The 25,141-nt window shown below is 35.9% G+C and carries 21 protein-coding genes and 2 pseudogenes; 20 read left to right on the top strand and 3 right to left on the bottom strand.

The genetic code is table 11. The features are described from left to right. Nucleotides 1–97: 97 nt before the first annotated feature. A pseudogene (locus tag HFD15_RS03075) lies at nt 98–829 on the bottom strand (SDR family oxidoreductase). A 76-nt stretch (nt 830–905) separates the two neighbouring features. Here HFD15_RS03075 and HFD15_RS03080 point away from each other — a divergent pair. Then, nucleotides 906–1,340 carry a MerR family transcriptional regulator gene (locus HFD15_RS03080; protein WP_012898088.1) on the top strand — a complete coding sequence of 145 codons (435 nt, stop codon included), beginning with the start codon at nt 906–908 and terminating at the stop codon, nt 1,338–1,340. 39 nt (nt 1,341–1,379) lie between these two features. Here the strand turns inward: HFD15_RS03080 and HFD15_RS03085 are convergent, their stop codons facing one another. After that, nucleotides 1,380–2,267, bottom strand: coding sequence for a DMT family transporter (locus HFD15_RS03085; RefSeq protein WP_021722737.1), 888 nt, complete (start codon nt 2,265–2,267; stop codon nt 1,380–1,382). A gap of 167 nt (nt 2,268–2,434) precedes the next feature. Further along, nucleotides 2,435–2,821: a Fur family transcriptional regulator gene (locus tag HFD15_RS03090; RefSeq protein ID WP_010905993.1), complete on the bottom strand. Its 387-nt coding sequence runs from the start codon at nt 2,819–2,821 to the stop codon at nt 2,435–2,437. A gap of 125 nt (nt 2,822–2,946) precedes the next feature. Here HFD15_RS03090 and HFD15_RS03095 point away from each other — a divergent pair, with 125 nt between their 5' ends. The 19 genes and pseudogenes from HFD15_RS03095 to HFD15_RS03190 all read left to right on the top strand — a co-directional run. Then, complete coding sequence (locus tag HFD15_RS03095; protein WP_003130417.1) at nt 2,947–3,636, top strand: VIT family protein; 690 nt, start codon at nt 2,947–2,949, stop codon at nt 3,634–3,636. After that, the gene (locus HFD15_RS03100) at nt 3,636–4,316 is read left to right on the top strand and encodes a VIT family protein (protein WP_023188789.1); all 681 of its coding nucleotides are present in this window, start codon (nt 3,636–3,638) and stop codon (nt 4,314–4,316) included. The genes HFD15_RS03095 and HFD15_RS03100 overlap by 1 nt, the downstream gene beginning before the upstream one ends. A gap of 75 nt (nt 4,317–4,391) precedes the next feature. Then, nucleotides 4,392–5,135 carry a class I SAM-dependent methyltransferase gene (locus HFD15_RS03105; protein WP_017864692.1) on the top strand — a complete coding sequence of 248 codons (744 nt, stop codon included), beginning with the start codon at nt 4,392–4,394 and terminating at the stop codon, nt 5,133–5,135. A gap of 113 nt (nt 5,136–5,248) precedes the next feature. Then, nucleotides 5,249–5,668: a MarR family winged helix-turn-helix transcriptional regulator gene (locus HFD15_RS03110; protein WP_017864691.1), complete on the top strand. Its 420-nt coding sequence runs from the start codon at nt 5,249–5,251 to the stop codon at nt 5,666–5,668. Between the two features lie 11 nt (nt 5,669–5,679). Next, entirely contained in the window at nt 5,680–6,318 is a 639-nt protein-coding gene (locus HFD15_RS03115; RefSeq protein WP_025016710.1) for a nitroreductase family protein, read from the top strand. Between the two features lie 14 nt (nt 6,319–6,332). Then, nucleotides 6,333–6,692, top strand: coding sequence for a DUF1304 domain-containing protein (locus tag HFD15_RS03120; RefSeq protein WP_012898082.1), 360 nt, complete (start codon nt 6,333–6,335; stop codon nt 6,690–6,692). A gap of 457 nt (nt 6,693–7,149) precedes the next feature. After that, the gene (trpE, locus tag HFD15_RS03125; RefSeq protein ID WP_167593179.1) at nt 7,150–8,520 is read left to right on the top strand and encodes an anthranilate synthase component I; all 1,371 of its coding nucleotides are present in this window, start codon (nt 7,150–7,152) and stop codon (nt 8,518–8,520) included. Between the two features lie 123 nt (nt 8,521–8,643). Next, nucleotides 8,644–9,240 carry an aminodeoxychorismate/anthranilate synthase component II gene (locus tag HFD15_RS03130; protein WP_012898079.1) on the top strand — a complete coding sequence of 199 codons (597 nt, stop codon included), beginning with the start codon at nt 8,644–8,646 and terminating at the stop codon, nt 9,238–9,240. Beyond that, entirely contained in the window at nt 9,230–10,237 is a 1,008-nt protein-coding gene (trpD, locus tag HFD15_RS03135; protein WP_181952281.1) for an anthranilate phosphoribosyltransferase, read from the top strand. The genes HFD15_RS03130 and trpD overlap by 11 nt, the downstream gene beginning before the upstream one ends. Nucleotides 10,238–10,283: 46 nt before the next feature. Next, nucleotides 10,284–11,078 carry an indole-3-glycerol phosphate synthase TrpC gene (trpC, locus tag HFD15_RS03140; RefSeq protein ID WP_167593178.1) on the top strand — a complete coding sequence of 265 codons (795 nt, stop codon included), beginning with the start codon at nt 10,284–10,286 and terminating at the stop codon, nt 11,076–11,078. Further along, nucleotides 11,068–12,123 (top strand): annotated as a pseudogene (locus HFD15_RS14580) (phosphoribosylanthranilate isomerase). The gene trpC and the pseudogene HFD15_RS14580 overlap by 11 nt, the downstream one beginning before the upstream one ends. Further along, entirely contained in the window at nt 12,116–12,682 is a 567-nt protein-coding gene (locus HFD15_RS03155; protein WP_017864685.1) for a GNAT family N-acetyltransferase, read from the top strand. Before HFD15_RS14580 ends, HFD15_RS03155 begins: the two are co-directional and overlap by 8 nt. 26 nt (nt 12,683–12,708) lie before the next feature. Further along, the gene (trpB, locus tag HFD15_RS03160; RefSeq protein WP_012898074.1) at nt 12,709–13,917 is read left to right on the top strand and encodes a tryptophan synthase subunit beta; all 1,209 of its coding nucleotides are present in this window, start codon (nt 12,709–12,711) and stop codon (nt 13,915–13,917) included. After that, nucleotides 13,914–14,675: a tryptophan synthase subunit alpha gene (gene trpA, locus HFD15_RS03165; protein WP_058208834.1), complete on the top strand. Its 762-nt coding sequence runs from the start codon at nt 13,914–13,916 to the stop codon at nt 14,673–14,675. Before trpB ends, trpA begins: the two co-directional genes overlap by 4 nt. A 175-nt stretch (nt 14,676–14,850) precedes the next feature. Then, the gene (gene licT / locus HFD15_RS03170; protein ID WP_021722748.1) at nt 14,851–15,690 is read left to right on the top strand and encodes a BglG family transcription antiterminator LicT; all 840 of its coding nucleotides are present in this window, start codon (nt 14,851–14,853) and stop codon (nt 15,688–15,690) included. A 100-nt stretch (nt 15,691–15,790) separates the two neighbouring features. Next, nucleotides 15,791–17,701 carry a beta-glucoside-specific PTS transporter subunit IIABC gene (locus tag HFD15_RS03175; RefSeq protein ID WP_058208832.1) on the top strand — a complete coding sequence of 637 codons (1,911 nt, stop codon included), beginning with the start codon at nt 15,791–15,793 and terminating at the stop codon, nt 17,699–17,701. 47 nt (nt 17,702–17,748) lie between these two features. After that, the gene (locus tag HFD15_RS03180; RefSeq protein WP_167593175.1) at nt 17,749–19,185 is read left to right on the top strand and encodes a glycoside hydrolase family 1 protein; all 1,437 of its coding nucleotides are present in this window, start codon (nt 17,749–17,751) and stop codon (nt 19,183–19,185) included. 467 nt (nt 19,186–19,652) lie between these two features. Next, nucleotides 19,653–22,571 carry a KxYKxGKxW signal peptide domain-containing protein gene (locus HFD15_RS03185; RefSeq protein WP_058208830.1) on the top strand — a complete coding sequence of 973 codons (2,919 nt, stop codon included), beginning with the start codon at nt 19,653–19,655 and terminating at the stop codon, nt 22,569–22,571. A gap of 80 nt (nt 22,572–22,651) precedes the next feature. Beyond that, nucleotides 22,652–25,141 (top strand): hypothetical protein (locus HFD15_RS03190; RefSeq protein ID WP_185155844.1); only part of this gene is annotated, 2,490 nt, incomplete at its 3' end.

Consider the following 25,141-nt stretch of genomic DNA (forward strand, 5'->3'; position numbering starts at 1 on the left):
TTTGGAGGCAGAGCTTATCTCCTAGATAAAATATGAAATAAATAGCTAAAAAGATACTAGCGATTAACTAGTATCTTTTTAGCTAAGATATTAAATATTAAGCATTTTGATTGGTTGCAGCAATATCAATTTCTCTGATGTTGACCGTTTGAGGCATATCATAAATGAATTTCACGGTTTGCGCCACTCTTTCAGGAGCAAGTGTTGTACCACCCATTGATTCTTTCCAAAGATTATAATCATTTAGGGCACTTTCGTCAGTAACATGTGTCAATAATTCTGTTTCGGCAGCACCAGGTGCAACAAGTGAAATTCGAACATTTTTACCAGAAACTTCCTCTCTGACAGTCTCACTTAAACCATGGACACCAAATTTTGAAGCGACATAAGCGGCGTGGTTGGTAAAAGTTTTTTTACCAGCAAGAGAAGACATGTTAATTACTGTTCCTCATTGGCGTTCAACCATTTGTGGAAGAACAATTTGCATTCCATTAAGGACACCCAAAACATTAGTATCCATCATTTGTTTCCATTCTGCTGGATTTTGATTAAGAACATTTCCTAATAACATGACACCTGCATTATTGACTAGAAGATCAGTTTTGCCATATTTTTCTTCAGCTTTAGTAATTGCATTTTCAAATGATGTTTTGTCTGTGACATCTACAGATTCCACAAGGACATTCGTAAAATCAATGGGCAAGGCTTTGATTTTATCTGTACGACGACCTAAAAGCAACATTGGGAATCCATCAGCATTAAATAATTTTGCAATTTCAGCACCAAATCCTGAACTTGCTCCTGTTATAACAATAAGTGGTTTAGACATTTTATTTCTCCTTAAGAGTATTTTTTTGATATACTGATTATACAACATGGAGTTAACTCCATGTCAAGGAGAAAGAATGACAAAATATACAATTGGCGATATTTCACGTAAATTAAACGTTTCTAACGATGCTGTACGTTATTATGATAAGGAAGGTTTGCTCCCTTTTGCTAAAAGAAATAAAGCTGGTCGAAGAGAATTTACAGATGACGATCTTGGCTATATTGAAGTCATTGATTGTTTAAAAAAATCAGGCATACCCATAAAAGATATTGCTCAATTTATTGATTGGTGTATGGAGGGCGATTCAACACTTGATGAACGTTTAGATTTTATGAAAACACACGAAGAGCAATTAGAAGAAAAAATTAAAGTTTTAGAAATGAATTTGGCCTTTTTAAGATGGAAAATTTGGTACTATCAAACAGCATCAGAAGCAGGCACTGAAAGTATCCACTTTATTCCTGGAACAACACAAGTTAAACCAGAGATAAGAGATATTTTCAAATAATATAAAAAAAACAAAACGTATTTTTTACGTTTTGTTTTTTTATTTTTTCTTAGTTGGAAAATTTATGAGAAATAGCGACAGAAAGACGACAAAAATACCTAACTGTTGGAATCCTAAAAATGAAACGCCTAGGAATAAAGTAGAAATTAAAATAGCGGTGACAGGTTCAAGCATTCCAAGCATACCAACAATATGAGGTTCTGTATATTTTAGACTATTGATATAAAGAGAGTAAGCTAAGAGCGTTCCAACAACAACGATGAGGCTGACCAAAAGTAAATCAGTCTGATCAAAATTTTTAGGTAAATTTGTGACTGGATGTAAGAAATTAGAAATGACACCACCAATTAATAAGGCCCAAGCAACAAGGCTTAAAGGAGAGTGTTCTTTGATAAGTGGACATGGAATAAGAGTGTAAGCACAAACACCAAGGGCGGATAAAAGCCCCCAAACAAGAGCAGAAGCTGAAAAACTAAGTTCTCCAATATTTCCATTGGTCACAAGCAGAAAAACACCAATTAAAGAAAGAAAAATGGCAATAATATCAAGACGACGTGGAATTGCTTTACTTTTGATAGCTAAAATAATAATAATGATGGAGGGACCTAGGGATTGTAAAATAGTTGCAATAGCTGCATTTCCGTAATAAACAGATAATAGAAAAGAAGATTGTGCAAAAAGTACTCCGAAAATTCCAAAAGCTACAATTCTTAGACTTGATTTTACAGAAGACCAGACACTAAAGATGTTGTGTTTAGTAATTGCTAACCAAGCAAGTAACAACAAGCCTGAAAAGAGCATGCGCGTGGTAACTAGCCAACCTGGCTCAATAGAACAACGATTAAAGAGGAGTCCAGCAATAATACTACTAATCCCAAAAAACGCGGCTCCCAAAGAAGCGTAAATAATTCCTTTAAATTTAGTCATATATGTACCATGTGTTGAGTTTTTTTGTTTTTGACATTTTTATCCTCAATTTCTAAATATATTATCTTCCTATAATCATTATATATAAATTACAGGGCATAGTAAAATATTCACTGGAAATGGTATAAAAGAATAAAAAAAGCACTAATTAATTGGATTAGTACATTTTAATCTTCAACTCCATAAATTTCAACTTTGTAACCAGTAATATTAAGACCACTAGCTTTTCGAGCGGCCTCCATTAGGGGACGAAAATCAAAATTATCTACATTCATAATCTCACCTGTCGTTTTATTGACAACATGATAATGAGGCTCTCCGTAGTAGTCATATCTTCTTTTACTACCGTCATTTATAGCAATCACTAACTCACTATCAACCAATTTATCAAGGGTATTATAGACCGTTGCTAAGCTAATATTTTCCAAATCTTCGTGAATTTGCTCTGCCGTTGGGTGAGTTTGATGTTTTATCAGGTATTCTAAGACAATGAGACGCTGTGGTGTGGCTTTTAAACCATGTGATTGTAATAGTTCTTTTAAGTCTTGTTCCAAAATCAGCACTCCTATCTTTATTATTTATTTTATTATATCATCAACAGAAAATCATTTCAATGACTTGACATTTGTTTAGAATCATTCTAAAATATAGTTTAGAATGATTCTAAAAGGGTGAGATAATGAAAGAAAAAAATAACTTAATTCAAAGGAATAATATTGTCAGGGCAAGTATTATGGGAGCAAATGACGGGATTATTTCGATTGCAGGGATTGTCATTGGCGTCTCTGGCGCAACCTCTCATATTGGGACAATTTTGCTGGCAGGTTTTGCCGGAACTTTAGCAGGTACAGTCAGTATGGCAATGGGAGAATATGTTTCGGTCAGTTCGCAACGTGATGCTCAGGAAAAAATTATCCAAGAACAAAAAGTAGCACTTGCTACTAATTATCAAAATGAATTTGATTTTGTTTATCAAAAATATAGAGCAGATGGGATTTCTAATGAACTAGCTCATAAAGCAACGGATGAGATGATGAAAAAGGATGCTTTAGCAACAACGGTTCGTGAAAGACACGGTTTTACAATTGGACAAGAATTGAGTGCTAAAGGAGCGGCAATTGCCTCAATGCTCTCATTTCCAACTGGAGCGCTTTTGCCTATGCTAGCCATTTCTTTAATTCCTAAAAGTTGGAGTGCTTTGGCAACATTTATTTCCGTACTAATCGCTCTAGGATTTACAGGTTATGCCGCCGCTTATTTAAATGGTGCTGATAAAAAACATGCAACTTTTAGAAATATTATTGCTGGGATTCTAACGATGCTTGTTACTTATGTAGTGGGTTTGCTCTTTAAACAAGGAGGTTTGTGATGAAAAAACAAACAATGACAATAGATGAAAAATTAAATAGTGTCCGTGCGGGAGTCTTGGGTTCAAATGATGGAATTCTTACAGTTGTTGGTGTGCTCTTTTCGGTTTCCGCAGCTTCTGGAAGTAGCTTTGCTTTACTAATTGCTAGTTTGGCAAATTTGATTTCTGGTGCTTTTTCAATGGCTTCTGGTGAGTATGCAAGTGTCAGTTCTCAATCTGATAGTGAGAAAGTTGTGGTTCAAGAAGAAAAAATATTACTGAAAAAAGATTTTAAAAATCAAAAAGTAGCAGTGAAAGATTTTTATATTGAAAAAGGAATCAGTCCGGAAACTTCAGCAGAAATTGCTAATGAATTACTTGCTCGAAAACCTTTGGAAACTGTTCTGTCAGTAAAATATGATATTGCTTTAGGACATTATATGAATCCTTGGCAAGCAGCAGGTTCATCATTAATTTCATTTACGATTGGTGGACTTTTTCCTTTACTAACCATGATTTTAGTTAAGGGTGCTTGGCAATTTCCAGCAACAATTTTTGCAACAATGCTTGCAATGGCCTTAACTGGAATGATTAGTGCTAAGCTTTCTGATGGCTTGGTAATTAAAGCAATTCTTAGAAATATTATTATTGGTTTACTAACAATTTTTATTCATTATTTTATTGGTCGGATTTTAGGTTAATGAATTTAGGCTTAGTTAAAAGCTTTTGTTATAATTATAGATAGGACTGATAATTATTGAGAAAGAGGCTGACAAATGGATGATAATACTAAAGAATTAGAACAATATTGGGATGAGTTTTCTCAAGAATATGAAGAAATTCAAAATGAAAGCTTGGTTGATATTGGTCAGCAATTAAAGGAATTTTTGGTGGCTGAAAAACTTTTACCAACAAGTCAATTTTTAGATTTAGCTGGTGGGACAGGCAAATATATTCCACACTTTTCAAATTTTACTGACAGCTATCATCTTGTTGATCTGTCAGCAAAAATGTTAGAATTTGCCAAGAATAAGTCAGCTGATTCAAATAAAATCACTTTTACGCATCAAGAACAAAATAAATTTTTAAAGAATACAAAAGAAAATACTTATGATTTTGTATTTTCAGCCATGAATCCTGCATTGGAGTCAAAAGAAGCCTTAGTAGAATTAAATCGGATTGCCAATGGAAATGTTGGAATTTTACGTTTGATTTTTGATGAGGATAATCTCTTTAGTCAGGTCGAACAATTGTATTTGCCTAATCAAGAACAGAATAAAGAAGCGCAGATGTTGCTTTATAAGGTATGGTTAGAGGAATTAGGCTGGGAATTTAAAAGTAAGAAATTTAGATTCTTTTTATCAGAAAAAGTAAGTTCACAGTTTTTCTCTGATTATTTCTCTGATGAGCTTTCAAATACAGAATTAGCGGCTTTGACGCAATTATTTTTTAGTGAAACAGAAATTCGAGAAATGGAAAGATTAGTGATATTTGAGTTGTTATATTGGGAAAAATGCTAGGCTGAATCCTAGTTTTTTTATTTCTCAATTCTTTTAGTTGTAATTTATTTATTTTAATACTATAATTGACTAATCAATGATTGACCAATCAATTAAGAAAGGAGAAATAAATTATGAAGCTTGAAAAAGTCAGCCAGTTACTCTATCAGCTCAAAATTGTAAATCAAGAAATGACGGCAAAATTTGAGAAGTCAACGGGTTATAGTATTACTCGTTATCAACTGATGATGATTTTAAAATGTAAAGGTCGTTGCTCTCAAAGTCAATTACAAAATGAATTAAAAATTGATAGTGCTGCTGTAACAAGACATTTAAAATTACTTGAAGAAAAAAATCTTGTCAAAAGAGAGCGCAATAAAGAAAATAATCGAGAAGTATTTGTCGAAATTACCGATAAAGCTAAAAATGATTTAGCACTTTGTGCAAAAAAACATGATGATTCTCTAGATGCAAGTCAACAAATATTAAATATTGGGCTCAGTGCTTTAGAAGAAGAACAACTTTTAGAACTACTCACAAAATTAACACAATGAAAGAAGAAAAAATGAATAAGAACTTTAAAAATAACGATTTCTCAGATATTACTTTTGGTAGAAAATCTGTCAGACTTTATGATGAAAACTACAAAATTTCTCACGAAGAAATGCTTGAAATGATTCAAGAAGCAACAGCTGCACCTTCATCAGTAAATATGCAACCTTGGCGTTTTATCATTGCTGAAACCGAAGAATCAAAAGCAAAATTGAAACCTTTAATTCGCTTTAACACCCGGCAAAATGATACTTCATCAGCCATGATTTTAATTTTTGGTGACATGCTTAATTATGAATTAGGTGAAGAAATCTATGACCAAGCAGTTGCTGAAGGAAAAATGCCTCAGGAAGTCAGAGATCAACAAATTGGAGCAATTATTCCTTATTACAAGAGTTTTTCTAAACAAGAAATGAATGATGTTGTCAAAATTGACTCAAGTTTGGCAGCAATGCAATTGATGTTGGTGGCAAGAGCTCATGGTTACGAAACAAATCCAATTGGTGGTTTTGAAAAAGATCAATTAGCAGAAGCTTTCGATTTAGACAAAGAACGTTTTGTCCCAGTTATGATTTTGTCAATTGGTAAAGCCGTTGAAGAAGGTTATGAATCTGTCCGCATGAATGCTGATAAAATCACTACTTTTAAATAAAAAGGAGAAGTAATTTGACCATTTTAACAATTATTCTGTCGCTTTTGGTTGCTTTGGAATTTTTCTACATTATGTATTTAGAGACCTTTGCTACAAGCTCAAAAACAACCAGTCGTGTGTTTAATATGGGAAAAGAGGAGCTAGAACGTTCTTCAGTTCAAACGCTTTTTAAAAATCAAGGGATTTATAACGGTTTGATTGGTTTAGGATTAATTTATGCAATATTCTTTTCGTCAGCGCCACTTGAAATTGTTAGATTACTGCTTATTTATATTATTTTAGTGGCTTTGTATGGCTCTTTGACCAGTAATAAAAAGATTATTTTGACCCAAGGTGGTTTAGCCATTTTAGCTCTAATTTCTTCATTTTTTTAAAAAAATATTTTTAAATCCTTGACAAGTCTCATAAAAAGTTTTACAATTATTTTCAACATCAGAAAAGTAACTCTATATCAGAATTTTTTCAGGAAGTCTGCGGTTGTGCGAGCAGATAAATTCATCAGAGCGAATGGGCTGATTTGAAAGTCGAGAACGATTTGTTTTTCGCAATTTGATTTGAAACAATAAAAATCACGGATGCTCCCGATACCAAGCAACTTGTTGTTAGACGAGGAAAAGAAGAGTTTTTCTAGTATTTTTGTAATATTTTTAGGGACTCTTAAATTACGGTGGCACCGCGTGACATACGCCCGTAGAGTATTTGATACTCTACGGGCTTTTTTGTATTTTTTTGAAAGGATTTCTAAAATGAACCAACGATGGCGAAGCTTAAATTTTAACTAATCAGTATCAATGGAAAAGACTTCCTCAAACCTATAGATAGAGAGAAAACATGAGAAAAATTAAAGAGATTTCAGCAGACACCATGACCCCAATTTCGGTTTATCTTCGCCTGAAAGGGAAGAATAAAGTAATTTTAGAATCCATTCCCAGAGAAAATGACCAATCACGTTTTTCAATTATTGCGTTAAATCCTGTGAACCACATCAAATTTACTGACGGAATTTTAAGCGTAAATGACGAAATCATTAGCGATGAAAATCCAATGGAATTTCTGGAAAAATTAGTTTGTCAGCCAGAAAGTACTGACGAAAATTTAGACTTGCCTTTTACAAGTGGAGCGATTGGATATGCTGGATTTGATACCTATGGTATTTTTGAAGGCATTCAACCTGAACTGAAAGATTCGATTGGAACGCCAGATATGTATTTTATGTTATACGAATCAGCCCTAATTTTTGACCACAAACGAGAAAAACTGATTTTTATTGAAGACAATACTTACAGTCAGCGTTCAGAAAAAGAGTTACAAAACGCGCTGTCAGCAAATATTGAGTCATTATCTTTACTGACAGAAGCAGAAAATGAACTGACAGAATTAAGTAAACTGAATTTCGTCAGCAATATGTCTCAAGAACTTTTTGAAGAAAAAGTTACTAAAGCAAAGGAACTTATCAGAAATGGTGACATGTTCCAAGTTGTTTTATCACAACGTTTAACAGCCGATTTTACTGACAACCCCTTTAATTATTACAGAAAGCTTCGGGTTGAAAATCCTTCATCGTATATGTACTTTATGGAATTCGATAATTTTCATGTCATTGGCAGCTCACCAGAGCGTTTGGTTGCTGTTCATGGAAATCAAGTTTCAACCAATCCAATTGCCGGAACAAGAAAACGCGGGCAAACTGAATTTGAAGACCAAGCTCTTATTGAAGATTTAGAAAGTGATCCCAAAGAAGTCGCTGAACACAAAATGCTTGTTGATTTAGGACGAAATGATATTGGTAAAATTTCCAAATATGGTTCAATCGAAGTTCCTGTTTTCATGAAAGTTGAGAAATATCGCTACGTCATGCATATTACAAGTGAAGTGACCGGCGAGCTTCGTCCTGAATTTACAGCTATGGATGCCTTACGCGCCACATTGCCAGCGGGGACGCTATCAGGATCACCGAAGCATCGAGCCTACCAAAGAATTTATGAATTTGAAACGCAAAAACGAGGAATTTATGGAGGAGCTATCGGTTATCTAACGAAAAATGGAAATTGCGATTTTGCAATTGCCATTCGGACAATGGTCTTGAAAGACAAGAAAGCACATGTTCAAGCAGGAGCCGGAATTGTTTACGATTCAGTATCCGAACATGAATATCAAGAAACCTTAAACAAAGCCCAAGGATTATTGAAAGTTGGTCAATAAATAGACCCAAAAAGATGTAGAGATAAAAAATTTAACATCATCAGATAATTTTGTCAGTAATTTTTTACTGACAGAAAATAAAAAATTACTGACAGGCCTTGTCGTTAAAAATAGGAGACAAAATTGATTTTAATAATAGATAATTACGATAGTTTCACTTACAACTTAGTGCAGTATGTAGGTGCTTTGACTGATGTAGCAGTTGTGAAAAATGACGATGATTCTTTGGAAAATATGGCAGAAAAAGCAGATGCCTTAATATTCTCACCAGGTCCTGGTTGGCCTGCGGATGCTGGAAAAATGGAAACACTTATTCAGCAATTTGCAGGTCAAAAACCAATTTTAGGAATATGTCTAGGTTTTCAAGCTATCGTTGAAGTTTTTGGTGGCAAACTTCGATTGGCACATCAAGTCATGCATGGCAAGAATTCACAAGTCCGTCAGACCTCAGGAAATTTACTTTTCAATCATCTTCCCTCAAAATTTCTAGTTATGCGCTATCATTCAATTGTCATGGATGAGGCAGTCGCTTTACCAGATTTTGCAATCACAGCAGTCGCGACAGATGATGGTGAAATTATGGCTATTGAAAATGAAAAAGAACAGATTTATGGATTACAATTTCACCCAGAATCCATTGGCACATTGGATGGTATGACCATGATTGAAAATTTTGTCAACCAAGTAAATGAAAACAAGGAGTCATCAAATGAAAAATGAACTTGAAAAAGTGATGTCAGGTCGTGACATGACCGAAAATGAAATGAATATGCTTGCTAATTCAATTATCCAAGGTGAATTAAGCGAGGTCCAACTTGCCAGCTTTTTAGTAGCATTAAAAATGAAAGGTGAAGCAGCAAGCGAATTGACTGGTTTGGCTCGAGCTTTACAAAAAGCAGCGATTCCCATTCCAACAAATTTGACAAATGCGATGGACAATTGTGGAACAGGAGGCGACCGCTCATTCAGTTTTAATATTTCAACCACAGCCGCTTTTGTTTTAGCAGCTGGTGGAGTCAATATGGCAAAACACGGAAATCGCTCCATTACCAGTAAATCTGGCTCGGCAGACGTTCTTGAGACCTTAGGAATCAATCTTTATTTACCAGCAGAAAAGTTAGCTCAAGTTTTTGACAAAGTTGGTTTAGTTTTCCTTTTTGCTCAAAATCTCCACCCAGCGATGAAATACTTCACGCCAGTCCGCAGACAACTCGAAATTCCAACAATTATGAACTTGACTGGGCCACTAATCAATCCAATTTCACTTGAAACACAGTTGCTCGGGACTTCACGTCCTGATTTGCTTGAATTAACAGCAAATGTTTTGAAAGGCTTGGGCCGTAAGCGAGCATTAGTCATCACAGGTGAAGGCGGAATGGACGAAGCAACTCCCTTTGGACTTAATCATTACGCACTTTTAGAAAATGACAAAGTGACTTTGCATGAATTTAGAGCCTCAGACGTTGGTATTTCAGAAGTTCAACTCAATGATATTCGTGGAGGTGAAGCCCCAGAAAATGCTGAAATTTTAAAAAATGTCCTTGAAAATCAACCGTCAGCCTTTTTAGAAACGACCGTTTTAAATGCCGGACTTGGATTTTATGCCAATGGAAAAGTTGATTCCATTAAATCCGGAGTTGACCTTGCAAGAGAAGTAATTAGTACAGGAGCAGCTCTTACCAAGTTGCATGAATTACAAGCAGAACAAATTGGTTAAAAATCTTGATGGCAAATTTTGAAATAGCAGAAAATGAGAGAAAAATATGAACATAAAAAAAGGAAAATTTCTAGAAACAATCCTAGCAGAAAAACGACTTGAAATTGCTAAAATGCCAGAAGAACAAGTAGGAAAAGTTCGTCAAACATACAATTTTTATGATTACTTAAAAGAACATTCCGACCAGCTTCAAGTGATTGCCGAAGTCAAAAAAGCTTCGCCCAGTCTAGGTGATATTAACTTAGAAGTGGATATCGTTGACCAAGCCAAAAATTACGAACAAGCCGGTGCCGCTATGATTTCCGTCTTAACTGACCCTGTATTTTTTAAAGGAAATATTGAATATCTCCGTGAAATTTCAGAAAATGTCCAAATCCCCACCTTGAACAAGGATTTTATCATCGATAAAAAACAAATCAATCGGGCAGTTAATGCGGGAGCAACAGTTATTTTACTCATTGTCGCAGTTTTTGAAAATCAATACCCCAAACTCCAAAACCTCTACAACTACGCAATTTCACTAGGACTTGAAGTTCTTGTTGAAACACATAATAAAGCAGAACTTGAGATTGCTCATCAGCTTGGAACTAAAATTATTGGAGTTAATAATCGTAATTTAAAAACCTTTGAAGTGAGCTTACAAAATTCAGTAGATTTGACACCCTACTTTAAAGAAGACAGTATCTACATTTCCGAATCAGGCATTTTTAGCGCAAACGAAGCCCAAAAAGTTTCCGATACTTTCAATGGAATATTGGTTGGAACAGCACTCATGCAATCAGAAAATCTAGAAAAATCTTTGAAAGATTTAAAAGTCAAGAGGAAAACGAATGAAAATTAAAATCTGTGGCTTATCTACAAAAGAAGCTGTTGATACAGCTGTAGAATCTGGTGTCACACATCTCGGTTTTATTCTTAGTCCCTCAAAACGCCAAGTTGCACCAGAAAAAATTCTTCAAATCACAAACGATGTCCCAAAAACAGTCAAAAAAGTAGGAGTTTTTGTTGATGAACCTATTGATTTTGTAAAAAAAGCCATTCAAGTTGCTCAACTCGATCTGGTTCAGCTTCACGGAAATGAAGATATGAATTACATTAATCAACTAGATATTTCGGTTATTAAAGCAATAAGACCAGACCAAGAATTTAAAGAATACGAAGATGTAATTTTATTATTTGATAGTCCACAAGCTGGAAGTGGTCAAGCATTTGATTGGGACTCTTTGGTGACCAGCGGTCTGAAAAATAAATTTTTCATCGCTGGTGGACTTAATCCAGAAAATGTAGCAGCTGCTATTCAACATTTTCCAAATGCCTACGGTGTGGATGTTTCTTCTGGAGTAGAAACTGACGGAATTAAAAACCTTACAAAAATAAAAAACTTTGTTCAAAATGCAAGCCTTTCCTCATCAAAGCAATTATTTATAGAATTTTTAAGAATCACAAAATAGCTAAATGAAAATAAGATTATCCCTTATTTAATGGGAAGTTTAGCAGTTGAGCAAATAATCAATTTTCCAACAAATCCTGATGACATTGATATTCAACTCAAAAAGCCTGATTTTGAAAATTTTGAGCAATTAACAAGTTTAATGGAAGAATTAGGTTATCAGCTCATTGACTTACATGAGCATAAATTTGAAAAAGCTAGCATTCATGTTGGCTTTGCAAGTGTGGAGACCCTTAAAAACTATGCCGGGGTTGACTATTTGACCATTCAACAAGAAAGAATGGAAAATGGCGAAAAATATTATCTTCCAAATGTTGAACAATCCCTTAAAAGCTATCAGGCAGCAAAACGAGATGAGTGGCGAGGAGGGAAGCAAAAAGATTCCTTTATTTTAGATAAGTTAATAAAGGAACAGAAGAGGAATGACAATGAATGATAATCTTATTGAAGAGGGTGTAGAGATTCGAAATGGTCTCATTATTAAGTCAATTCAAAAAGAAGATATATTAGAGCTTTGGCAAATTAGTTATGGACCTAAATCTGATTTACATTGGATGTCTTTCAACGCTCCCTATTTTGAGGAGCCAATCCTGAGTTGGGAAGAATTTTCAAGAAAAATATCTCTTAAAATAAATCAACCAAATGTTGCACTTATTATCTTTCAAAATCGAATCATTGGAATGCTGTCAGCTTATTGGGAAGACGGTAAATTACAAAAATGGCTTGAGTTTGGTATAGTGATTTATGATAGTAAATTGTGGGGACGTGGAATTGGACAGGATGCCTTATCTTTTTGGTTGAAGCACCTTTTTGAAACTTATCCGAAGATTCAGCACATAGGATTTACAACTTGGTCAGGAAATCAAGGAATGATGAGACTAGGAGAAAAAAGTGGTCTAAAACTTGAAGGGCAAATCAGAAAAGTTAGATATTGGCAAGAAACTTGGTATGATTCAATAAAATATGGAATTTTAAGAGAAGAACTAAAAAAATAAATAAAAAAAATCAAAGGAGCAACAACATGACCTACAACCAACCTAACAACAAAGGATTTTACGGCCAATTCGGGGGCCAATTCGTACCTGAGACACTAATGACAGCAGTAAAACAATTAGAAGAAGCCTATGAAGATAGTAAAAAAGACCCTCTCTTTCAAGCAGAACTTAAAGAATTACTTAAAGACTATGTTGGACGAGAAAACCCACTCTATTATGCAAAACGCTTAACAGAATATGCGGGCGGAGCAAAAATTTATCTTAAAAGAGAAGACCTAAACCATACAGGAGCACACAAAATTAACAATGCCCTCGGACAAGTCCTCCTTGCCAAAAAAATGGGAAAAAATAAAGTCATTGCTGAAACAGGGGCAGGCCAACACGGTGTCGCAACCGCAACCGCTGCTGCCCTCTTTGGCATGGAATGTACGATTTATATGGGTGAAGAAGACGTTAAAAGACAATCTCTCAATGTCTTTCGCATGGAATTACTCGGGGCAAAAGTTCATTCAGTAACTGATGGTTCACGCGTACTTAAAGATGCGGTTAATGCAGCACTTAGAGCATGGGTTGCTCAAGTTGAAGATACGCATTATGTAATGGGCTCAGTTCTTGGACCACATCCATTTCCACAAATTGTGCGTGATTATCAAGCTGTTATTGGACAAGAAGCGCGTGCCCAATTTTTAGAAAAAGAAAATAAACTTCCAGATGCTTTAGTAGCTTGTGTCGGTGGAGGTTCAAATTCGATGGGACTTTTTTATCCCTTCGTTAATGATGAATCAGTTGCCATGTATGGTGTCGAAGCTGCTGGTCTTGGTATTGATACGCCACATCATGCGGCAACAATTACTAAAGGCCGCCCCGGTGTTCTTCACGGAACGCTCATGGATGTCCTTCAAGATGAAAATGGTCAAATCTTAGAAGCCTTTAGTATTTCAGCCGGTTTAGACTATCCAGGAATCGGACCAGAACACTCTTATTTCAATGCTGTTGGACGAGCAAAATATGTTGATATTACAGATGAAGAAGCACTTGAAGGTTTTAAAATCTTATCTCGAACTGAAGGAATTATTCCAGCACTAGAAAGCTCTCATGCTATCGCCTATGCAGTCAAACTAGCAAAAGAATTAGGAGCAGATAAATCAATGATTGTTTGTCTTTCAGGACGTGGGGATAAGGATGTGGTTCAAGTTAAAGAACGACTTGAAGCAGAAAAAGAGGTGAAAAAATGAAAACTTTACAAATGACTTTAAGCAATAAAAAAAATAATTTTATTCCTTATATCATGGCTGGCGACCATGAAAAAGGCTTAGAAGGTCTTAAAGAAACCATTCAACTTCTTGAACAAGCCGGGAGCTCCGCTATTGAAATTGGCGTTCCATTTTCAGATCCGGTTGCTGATGGTCCAGTCATCGAACAAGCAGGTTTGCGTGCTTTAGCAAGAAATGTATCACTTTTAAGTATTCTTGAAACCTTAAAAACAATTGATACAAAAGTTCCTCTAGTAATTATGACCTATTTCAATCCCGTTTATCAGTTTGGAATTGAAAAGTTTGTTGCAGCTCTTGAAGAAACACCAGTTAAAGGCCTTATCATTCCAGATTTACCTAAAGAGCATGAGGACTATATCAAACCATTTATCAATGATAAAGATATCTGTTTAGTTCCTCTGGTCTCATTAACCACGCCACTTTCTCGGCAAAAAGAACTTGTAGCCGATGCTGAAGGATTTATCTATGCCGTTGCAATAAATGGAGTAACTGGGAAAGAAAATGCTTATAGTAACCAGCTTGACCAACATTTAAAAGCGTTGTCTTCATTAACGGATGTTCCTGTTTTGACAGGATTTGGAATTTTTACATTATCTGATGTGGACCGTTTTAATAAAGTGTCCTCAGGAGTTATTGTTGGTTCAAAAATTGTTCGTGATTTACATGAAGGTAAAGAAAACGAAGTTATTAAATTTATTGAAAACGCAATCAATTTTTAAGATAATTGAAAAATTAATAAAACCATATATCCTTGACAGTCCACTTTACAAATGGTATACTTTTATTAAATAAAACGGTTACAAAAATTGGATAGTGATTATTAAGTTAAGCTAGACCTTATCAAACCTATAATCATAGGGGGATAAGGTCTATTTTTGTGAAATGGAGAAGAATGTGAAAATCAAAAAAGTTCTGAACAATAATGTAGTCATTGCTCAAAATGATAATGAAGAAACCATTCTTATGGGTTTAGGCTTAGGATTTGGGAAAAAAGCAGGTGAAGTTGTTGAAGACAAAAAAATTGAAAAAATTTTTGCATTGAAAGTAACTTCTGAGCAACAGAATTTTTCAGAATTACTTTCGGAAATTCCAAGTGGAATCGTAGAACTTTCGATTTTAACTTTAGCAAAAGCAAAAACAAAATTTGATAAAACAATTTCTGATACCGTATTGGTTGCTTTCGCTGACCATTTAAATGCAGCAATTATTCGTGAAAAAGACAATATAACTATTAAAAATTTTCTTTTGTGGGATATTAAGAGATTTTTTCCAGAAGAATTTGCACTTTGTCTTGAAACACTTCAAAAAGTTCAAGAAAAACTTAATATCTCACTTCCAGAAGATGAAGCAGGTTTTCTGGCCATGCACATTGTTAATGGAACCCTGGGAAGTGGTCATGAATATGCAACGGAATTAACAAAATTAATGGAAGAAATATTAACAACTCTAAAGTATACTTTACAAGTAAACTTTAATGAGCAAGATATTTATTTTCAAAGGTTTATTACTCACCTTAAATTTTTCACTGAAAGAATACTTTCTAATACAAAAAGTGATGAAAGCACCGATGAAGACTTATTCCTTCTAATAACCAGAAAATACCCAAGAGCATACATAGGAACAAAAAAAGTCAGTGAGTTTCTTAAACAGACAAGGTCGTACGAAGTTTCTCAAAATGAACAAATATATATGACCGTTCATCTAGCACGTATTTTAGAAAAAATACAAGATTAATTTTTAAGATGACTTTAGTCATCATCAACTATGGTAACAATTGGATCGTGACATTAAGTTGGCGAAACCTCTAAAAAATATATTATTTTGGAGGTTTGTAATGGGCAAATATGAAGCTCTTGCAAAAGACATTGTAGCAAATGTAGGTGGCAAAGAAAATGTCATCTCAGTGATTAACTGTATTACACGGTTACGTTTTAAACTCAGAGATGAGAAAAAAGCAAATACCGATGTCCTGAAAAATATGGATGGTGTAGTTACAGTAATGCAATCTGGCGGCCAATACCAAGTCGTTATTGGGAATCATGTACCAGAAGTGCGTGCAGATGTAGATGCTGTCCTTGGGGTACTTGATACCTCACCAGCAGACTCTGCACAAAAAGGAAACCTTTTCGATCAATTTGTGGAATTGATCTCAGGAATTTTCCAACCAATATTAGCTCCATTAGCAGCAGCGGGTATGATTAAAGGGGTTAATGCAATTTTATCCTTTGCCTTGGGACAAAGTTTTCAAGCGTCTGCAACCTATGCTGTTTTTAATGCAATGGGTGATGGTCTATTTCTCTTCCTACCAATTTTCATTGGATATACTTCAATGAAAAAATTTAATGGTTCACCATTTGTTGGAATGATGATTGCCGCAGCACTTGTTTACCCAGGTTTCGTAGACGGAACAGTTGCAAAAACATTTGCAGAAAGTGGTGGATTAAGCCTCTTTGGAATTCCTTTTTCAGTACCAACTGCTGGCTATGGGTCTTCTGTAATGCCAATTATTGCCATTACAGCATTTGCAGCATTTTTAGAACACCAGTTAAAGAAAATTATTCCTGATGTAGTAAAGCTTTTCTTGACACCATTCTTTACGGCAATCATCTCAATTCCTCTAGGCTTCCTAGTTATTGGACCAGTAATGAATCTTGCTTCAGATGCTTTAGGCAAAGGTTTACTAGCGTTACAAGGATTTAATCCTATTATATTTGGTTTAGTGCTAGGATTTGCTTGGCAAGTCTTAGTCATGTTTGGACTACATTGGGCAATTGTTCCATTTGCCATTATCGCATTAGCAAAAGGAGAACCAACCGCGCTTTTAATTGCCGCAAGTGTTGCATCGTTTGCGCAAACTGGAGCTGTTGGAGCAGTGATGCTAAAAACAAAAGATAAACGACTTCGTGAATTAGCAATACCAGCCTTTATTTCTGGTTGGTTTGGTGTTACAGAACCAGCAATTTACGGAATTACCCTCCCTAAGAAACGTCCATTTTGGGTTTCATGTATCGTAAGTGGAATTTTATCAGCTGTTGCCATGGCCTTGGGAATTAAAGCCTATACAATGGGAGCTTTGGGAATCTTCAGTTTTACATCTAATATTACCCTTACAGGTGAAGTTTCAGGCGCGATTAAAATGATGATTGTTTCAGCTGTAGCAGTTATAGCTGGCTTCGTAGTAACTTATCTTGTGGGATTTGAAGATGATGTTATTGAAAATCCAAGCCCTGACAAAAAATTTAATAAACAAAAAACGAATAAAGAAACAATTGGAAGCCCTCTTGAAGGAAAAGTTATTCCACTATCACAAGTTAAAGATGCAGCCTTTTCTGCAGGTGTAATGGGCAAAGGAGCAGCGATTGAACCAACACTAGGTGAGGTTCGTGCTCCATTTGATGGAATGGTTATGATTTTGTTCCCAACTAAACATGCAGTAGGTTTAATTTCAAATGAGGGAACTGAACTTCTCATTCATATCGGAATAGATACTGTCCAACTTGAAGGGAAATACTTTGAAACTTTTGTAAAACAAGGACAGAGTGTAAAAAAAGGTGACTTACTCCTCAAGTTTGATATTGAGCGTATTCAAAATGCGGGATACAGTACTCAAGTTCCAATCATTGTAACAAATACTCAAGATTATATGGACATTCTAGTTACAAATCAATCGACGATTCATCAAAATGAAGTGTTACTAACTGCAGTTAATGCACAATCAACTGAATTAGTGGCAAATCCAGTTTAAAATAGCATTGATGAAAAACTTTAAAAATTAGATAGGAAAATTATAAAATGACATTTAAAACAGACTTTTTATGGGGTGGAGCAACGGCAGCAAATCAATTAGAAGGTGCTTATGATATAGATGGTAAAGGGCTCTCAGTAGCAGATGCAATGCCAGGAGGTAAAGAAAGATTGGCAATTCTTGCAAGTCCGGAATTTGATTGGACGATTGACACTGAACATTTCACTTATCCAAATCATGATGGAATTGATCATTATCATCAGTTTAAAGAAGACATTGCATTATTTGCAGAAATGGGATTTAAAGCTTACCGTTTTTCGGTAGCTTGGTCAAGAATTTTTCCAATGGGAGATGAAACAACTCCAAATGAAAAAGGTTTGCTTTTTTATGATCAACTAATTGATGAGTGTTTGAAATATGGAATTGAACCAGTGGTTACAATTTCCCACTATGAAATGCCACTTAATTTAGCTAAAACATATGGAGGATGGAAAAATCGCGAACTAATCGAATTTTATGTCCGTTTTGCAAAAGTTTTGTTAGAACGTTATCAAGACAAAGTGAAATATTGGATGACTTTTAATGAAATCAATTCAGCAACATTCTTTTCAGGTTTAAGTCAAGGACTTGTTCCATCTAATGGTGGAGTTGACAAAACTAATGTTTTCAAAGCTTGGCATAATCAATTTGTTGCAAGTGCTCAAGCTGTAAAATTTGGGCATGACTTGAATAAGAGTTTACAAATTGGTTGTATGAGTATTTATTCAACAACTTATTCGTTCGATGCAAACCCAGTAAATCAATTAGCAACACAAGAAAGTATTCAAGAGTTTAATTATTTCTGTAATGATGTACAAGTTCGAGGAGCCTATCCCGCATTTACGAATCGACTTCACCGTAAACACGGAGTAAATGTAGATGCACTTGAAATTTCCGAAGAAGATCTAAAGATAATAAAAGAAGGAACAGTTGATTATATAGGATTTAGTTATTATATGTCGACTGTAGAATCAAAAACAGGGGAAGGCGTTCAAGCTTCAGGAAATATGGTTCTTGGAGGAGTTAAAAATCCCTTTTTAAAAGAAAGCGAATGGGGTTGGGCAGTTGACCCTGACGGACTTCGTTACGCCCTTAATGATTTATACGGTCGCTATCAAGTCCCGCTCTTCATTGTCGAAAATGGCTTAGGTGCAATTGATAAAGTAGAAGAAGACGGAACGATACAAGATGATTATCGTATTGATTATCTCAAAAAACACATTCAATCAATGAATGAAGCAGTTGAAGATGGTGTCGACCTAATGGGTTACACACCTTGGGGCTGTATTGATTTAGTTTCAGCATCTACAGGAGAAATGAGTAAGCGTTATGGATTCATCTACGTTGACTTAGATGACGAAGGAAATGGAACAAAAAAACGTTCTAAGAAAAAATCATTTGATTGGTATAAAGAAGTAATTGCTTCAAACGGTACTAACATGTAAAAGATAGAAACCTCATCAATATGATGAGGTTTTTTTAATTGTTAACTCAAAAGATAATTAAATGAAAGGTAAAATCAAAATGTATTCTACGAAATACTATGTTTATTTAAAATAAAAACAAAAAAATCTAAAAGAAATATATTGAAATAAAAGAAAGAAAGTTGTATAATTTATCAAAAGGAATCTGTACATATTCCTGATAAGGTTTTCATTCTTTCATAAAGGCTGAAAATACATCATTTTACATTTATTCATGGAAATAATCATTGAACTAAGTCAAAAGAAAAGAGGCGTGAAGATGAGAATAAGTAATGTTACCATTAGGGCTTCCCTGTTTATTGAAAGAAGTCACAATGACTTTTAGTAGTTTTAGTTGAAACTTATCATATGTTAAATTATTGGAATATTCACTAGTCATAATAAAAATATTTACTCTAAAAAATATTATGACGGACAAAGGAGAACTGATGAAAAACAATCAATTCAAAATTCCTGAAAATGCCCAAGTTCATGAAAATTTTAGAACTTGGAAATCAGGAAAACAATGGCTCTATGCCTCGTCTATCCTTGCTTTAGTAGTTTCAGGTGGAGCAATTGCTTCCTCTTCCCATGGCGTTTTTGCTGACCAAGTTCTTTCAACTTCAACAGGTAAAACAACTGGAGCAGAAAACACTGCAACTGGTGGACTTGGATCAAATGCTACAGCTGGGGCTGATAATGCTTCTGTAGCAAATTCAGCTAATACAGTGGCAAAATCTTCAGCAAATCCGAGTAGTTATACTGATGCACAAGTAAATTCTTCAAGTGCTGTACTTAAGCAAGATAATAATTCTGGAAATCCAATTGGCGCACCAGAAACGAGTAACTCACAAAACACAAACGGTACTGGCGGAGCAACAACAATTGGTATCAATAGTTCATCTACTGCTTCAAGTGGAGGAACGATTAATACAACCTCTTCGACAAACTTGAATTCAAATGGAGCAGTAACAGCTGGTTCTGGAGCAGCTTCACAAACAACAGTTGATATTAAAGCAACTCAGTCAATTTCAAATTCAGGTTCTACGCTTTCTGATGGTTCTTATTCATGGACTGTTTCGCCATCGACTGACCAAACACAAGCAGGTTATTCTGTAGCTGCTGTAACAATTACAACTCCTGGTACGGATTCTGGTCAGTCCTCTGCAGGAGGAGCGACAGCTCAACTTGCTGGTGGGACATACACAAAACTTACAAGCGGTCAGCCATCTTCCGGAAGTTTTACAGCAACTTCAACAGCAAATACAATTACAGCTTCTTCAGTAGCGGCAAATAATTCAATGATTGATGCACTTCGTAAATCAAATGCTTCTATCGAATCTGCATATTACTCAGAAACAGCAGTATTAATTTCTGATGGTGCCACTACAGTATTATCTTCTTTAGCTAGTAATGTTTCATCAGCTTTTGCGCTGGTTTCAGCTGTAGCGACATCTGATAATTTATTAACCTACAGCTCTGCTTATTCTCTACTGAGTGCAACCCTGACATCTATCCAAGCCAGCTATACAGCAAGTTCACTGCTTGCACTACAAAATATGTCATCTGCAGGTTCTTATGCGATAGCTGCATCAAATGCTACAACAACGATTTCTTCTGCAAGTTCAGTAGTTTCATCAGCAACCTCAACAGCATCAGTAGCTTCTTCAAATGCCATTTCGAATTCATCTGAAATGAATAAACAATCTGCTTTTTCAGTAGCAGCAATTGGGGCTAACTCTGCTGGCTTATCAAGCTATACTTCATCAGCTACTAGCACTTTTACTTCTCAAGTAGCCGCAGGTCAATCGGCAGCAAATCTTGCAACAACGAGTAATTATATTTGGGAAAGTTTGGCTTCAAGCTATACATCAAGCGTAGCTTCATCATACGCCCAAAGTGCCTATGATTCTGCTTATAAAGCAGCAGGGGGGACCATTGTTGCTGGTGTATATCTTCCTCCGATTACAGACATCGGTGGAGCAAAAACCTCTACAGCTGCCCAATCAGCTGCTGATTCTGATCCAAACAATATTTCATATGCCTCACTTGCAAGTTCTTATGGTTTGATAGCTAATTCATATAGTACAGCCGCGGTTAATGCCTCTGGAGCCTATGTACAAGCTTCAAATGCATATTCTTCAGCTAATGTCACAATGACAACCATGAGTTCTATAGTTTCATCTGCAACTTCAGTAGCAACTTCGGCAAGTTCACTATTGAATTCAGCTTCGGCAGCACAATCGGCTTTTAATAGTATTGCTAACTCTTATATTACTGTTATTCATTCAGAGTCAGTTTTACTTGATGGAGCACAGTCTGCTTATATCTCAATCGCTACTTCAATTACAGATTCCATTGCAACTAATAATTCAGGTACAGCAATTGCGTCATCTGTAGCGGCATATAATGATTTACAAAAATCACAAGCAGATGATTTTGCTAACGCTTCTACATTTGCATCTAATGCGTCTACTGCAAATACTACTTTTGATGAACAGAGTGAGATACTTTCCTCAGCTTCGGTTGTAGCAGCTTCTGCAAGTGCTGGAATTGCAATGCAAAATTCTTTAGCAACTTCTTATTCAATAATTGCATCCTCATATCAAACACAATCGAATACAAGCTTAGCTTCATCATATGCTAATATTGCTAACTCTTATAGTACAATTGCTTCAAGTTTGGCTACAGTTCAACAAACTGCGCAATCTTTATATGATATGGCATCAACAGCGGCAGCTACCGCGTCAACTGCAGTTTTCACTAATAACACGAATTTAACAAGTCTTTCAGCTTTAATTACTGCTCAAACAGGGTCAACCCTTGAATTTCTTGAATTAGGGAATATTCTTGCGCTATCCTCAGCTGTAGTTGTAAACAATCAAACAATTGCTTCGCTTGGTTCTAACAATGCTTTGACAACAACTTATGGAAATTATCAAACGACTCAAGATTCGCAAGCCTTAGTTTCTGTTCAGTTTACAGGTAATTCATCAGCAACATCACTTGTGAATACAGCCTTTAGTTCAGGAGTTGCTTCTTATGCTGCCGCAGCAGTAGCAGTTGACTCTTTAGCGACGGCAACGAATTCGACATTACTTAGCCTTGCATTACAGCTTTATACAGCTCAACAAGCAGAAAATAACATGCTTAAAATGGTCGGAGCATCAAATCTATTAATTGATACAACCAATACTCAACAACTTATAACTCAATTGAGCGCTTCCCAAGCAAATAAATTGATGAATTCCGCAGCAGTTGTTGCAGCATCTCAAGCAACCACAGCTTTGATTGGAACGCCAACATATTCACTATTAGGAGCAGTAAATAATGCAACCACTTTAATATCGATATTAATGGAAATGTAACGCCAGTAGCTGGAGGAACAGGAACGACTCAAGTTACTGTTTATAATAATGGTGCATTATATAATATCTATTCAGAAGATTTGCAAACCTATCAACTTAATGCTTTGATGGATTATGTTGTGAACGTTGGAATCCGAATTACAGGTCCTACTTTTGGCTCTTTTAAAATTTCCGATATCCTAGGACTAAATAACTATCAAGATATTACTCAAGCGACAACAGCAGTGCTTGGAAATTCGATAGCTCAAGCAGCAACTCAAGCACAGCAACCCTTATCTGCTTTAATTAACGCATTACTTTCTTATCAACAAACAGTAAATGCAGCACAAACGACTTTGGATGGTTTAGCAACAAATGCTAAAGCTGTAGTTAAGGGAACAAATGGTATTTATACACAATCTATTTTGGCACCTGTAACAATGAATACTGATGGTACATTAACGATCAATGCCGATGGGATTTCATATACAACAGCGGTTAGTCAAAATATTTCAAATATCATGGCTAACTTAATTAGTCAGGCGACATTGGCAGCCAATACCGTATCTACACTTCCTATTGCTGTTTCTACAGCACAAGCAAGCCAAGCTTCAACAAAAGTTTCCGCAGCAGCCTTATCTTCATCCAATATTGCTGGATTAATGCCAATTAATCTTTCTGCAGCAGTTTCTAATGCAATTGCAGCAGGTGATTTGCAATCTAACCTTGGAGTAAATCTTGCCTATGCAAAATATCTTGCATTATCAGGCGCCCTCGCAATTTACGGTTTATCAACGAATACTAATACAGCTTCTGTTGCAGGTAGTTATATTGCAACGGCTCAAGGAAATATTAACACGATTTTCCAAAATATGTTGAATACTGCAAATAATGCAACAGGTTCAGTAGCAGCTGACACTTCCGCCATGAATGTAGTTACTCAATCTAATGGCATTCTATCAGGAGCTTCTAGTGCAATGTCTGTTGCTATGTCTTCAGCTATTCAACAAATTTTAACAAGTTCAGGTTATTCAGCAACTGGACTTGCGACAGTTGCAGTTGGTTTGACATTTAACGATCCAACAGAACAAATTTTAGAGAATTTAAAAACAGCTAATTATTATTATGAAGGTCAATCTGCAGCTATAACTGATAGACAATTAGATAATACTTTTGTTCCAGAAACAACAGTAATTACTGCAAACGCTTTAGGAGCAGTTCAAGGGGTATCAGCACCACCAGGCCAAACCCAATATACTTCAGTTGTTTATCAAGTAAATACAGATGATATTCAAGGGGTCATCAATGCTGTAACCTCTGATGGTACATCAATCGGTTCATATACCTATGACAAGTATGCTGGAGAAACAGTTTCAGCACCTACAATTTCAGGATATGCACTTGTAGCTGGAACTGCAAGTTCGGCAACAGTTGATACAGCTGGAAGCCCAATCACATTTACCTACGAATCAACTGATCCATCTACTGGTCAAGAGTTCACAGGTTCTTATGGATATACACTTGCCTACGAACAAGGAGAAAATCTTCCAGCAAGCACAAATCAAACAGTTTATGCTGTTCTTGATGTTTGGAATGCGGATATGCCAAGTTCTACTCAAGATGGAACTGCTACTTTGTACGCAGATGGTAAAGCAATTGCCACTATCAATGTGTCTATCAAAGTTGGAGCTGATGGCGTATCTAAAGAAAATATCTTTAAATTCTCTGGACTTGATTTGAGTCAATATGCAAATGCATTCTTGACTTCTGACTTTTCTGTTGGGGATCCTTTGACTGGTAATTCAGGAAATGGTCTTTATGTCTCACCTCTTTGGGATGAAACACAAAGTACAGCTTCATCTGCAGTAAGTATTGCATCTGAAGCTTCAAATGAAGCCTCATCTGGATCCTCAACAGCAAGTTCTCTTGCAAGTCAATATCCAGATGATACTAATGTCCAAAGCTTTGCCTCAGATGCCTCAACATCAGCAAGCACAGCAAGCTCATTAGCGAGTCAAGCAAGCGATCATGCAAGTCAAGCGCAATCACTTGTTGATAAAGCAAGCTCAGAAGCAAATCAAGCTGGATCTGCAGCTATTAGTAGTGATCCTGACTTTGATTCTTATCGGTCAGAAGTTATGGCAGACTCAATAGCAGCATCAAGTCTTGCTTCACAAGCATTAAGTGAAGCTGAAGCCGCATCATATGCTGCAAGTCAAGCTGAATCAGATGCTTCAGCAGCTTCAAGCTATGTTGCTTCTTCAAATGCTAATTCGGATAGTTCAGGCGGAACAACAAACCCAACATCAAGTACAGATGGTAGCTCAAGTTCAGGCGGAACAACCAATCCAACATCAAGCACAGATGGCGGCTCAAGTTCAGGCGGAACAACCAATCCAACATCAAGTACAGATGGTGGCTCAAGTTCAGGCGGAACAACAAACCCAACATCAAGCACAGATAGCGGCTCAAGTTCAGGCGGAACAACCAATCCAACATCAAGCACAGATGGTGGCTCAAGTTCAGGCGGAACAACCAATCCAACATCAAGCACAGATGGCGGCTCAAGTTCAGGCGGAACAACCAATCCA

Origin of the sequence: Lactococcus sp. EKM203L (assembly GCF_011800585.1) — a bacterium.
Lineage (GTDB): Bacteria > Bacillota > Bacilli > Lactobacillales > Streptococcaceae > Lactococcus > Lactococcus lactis.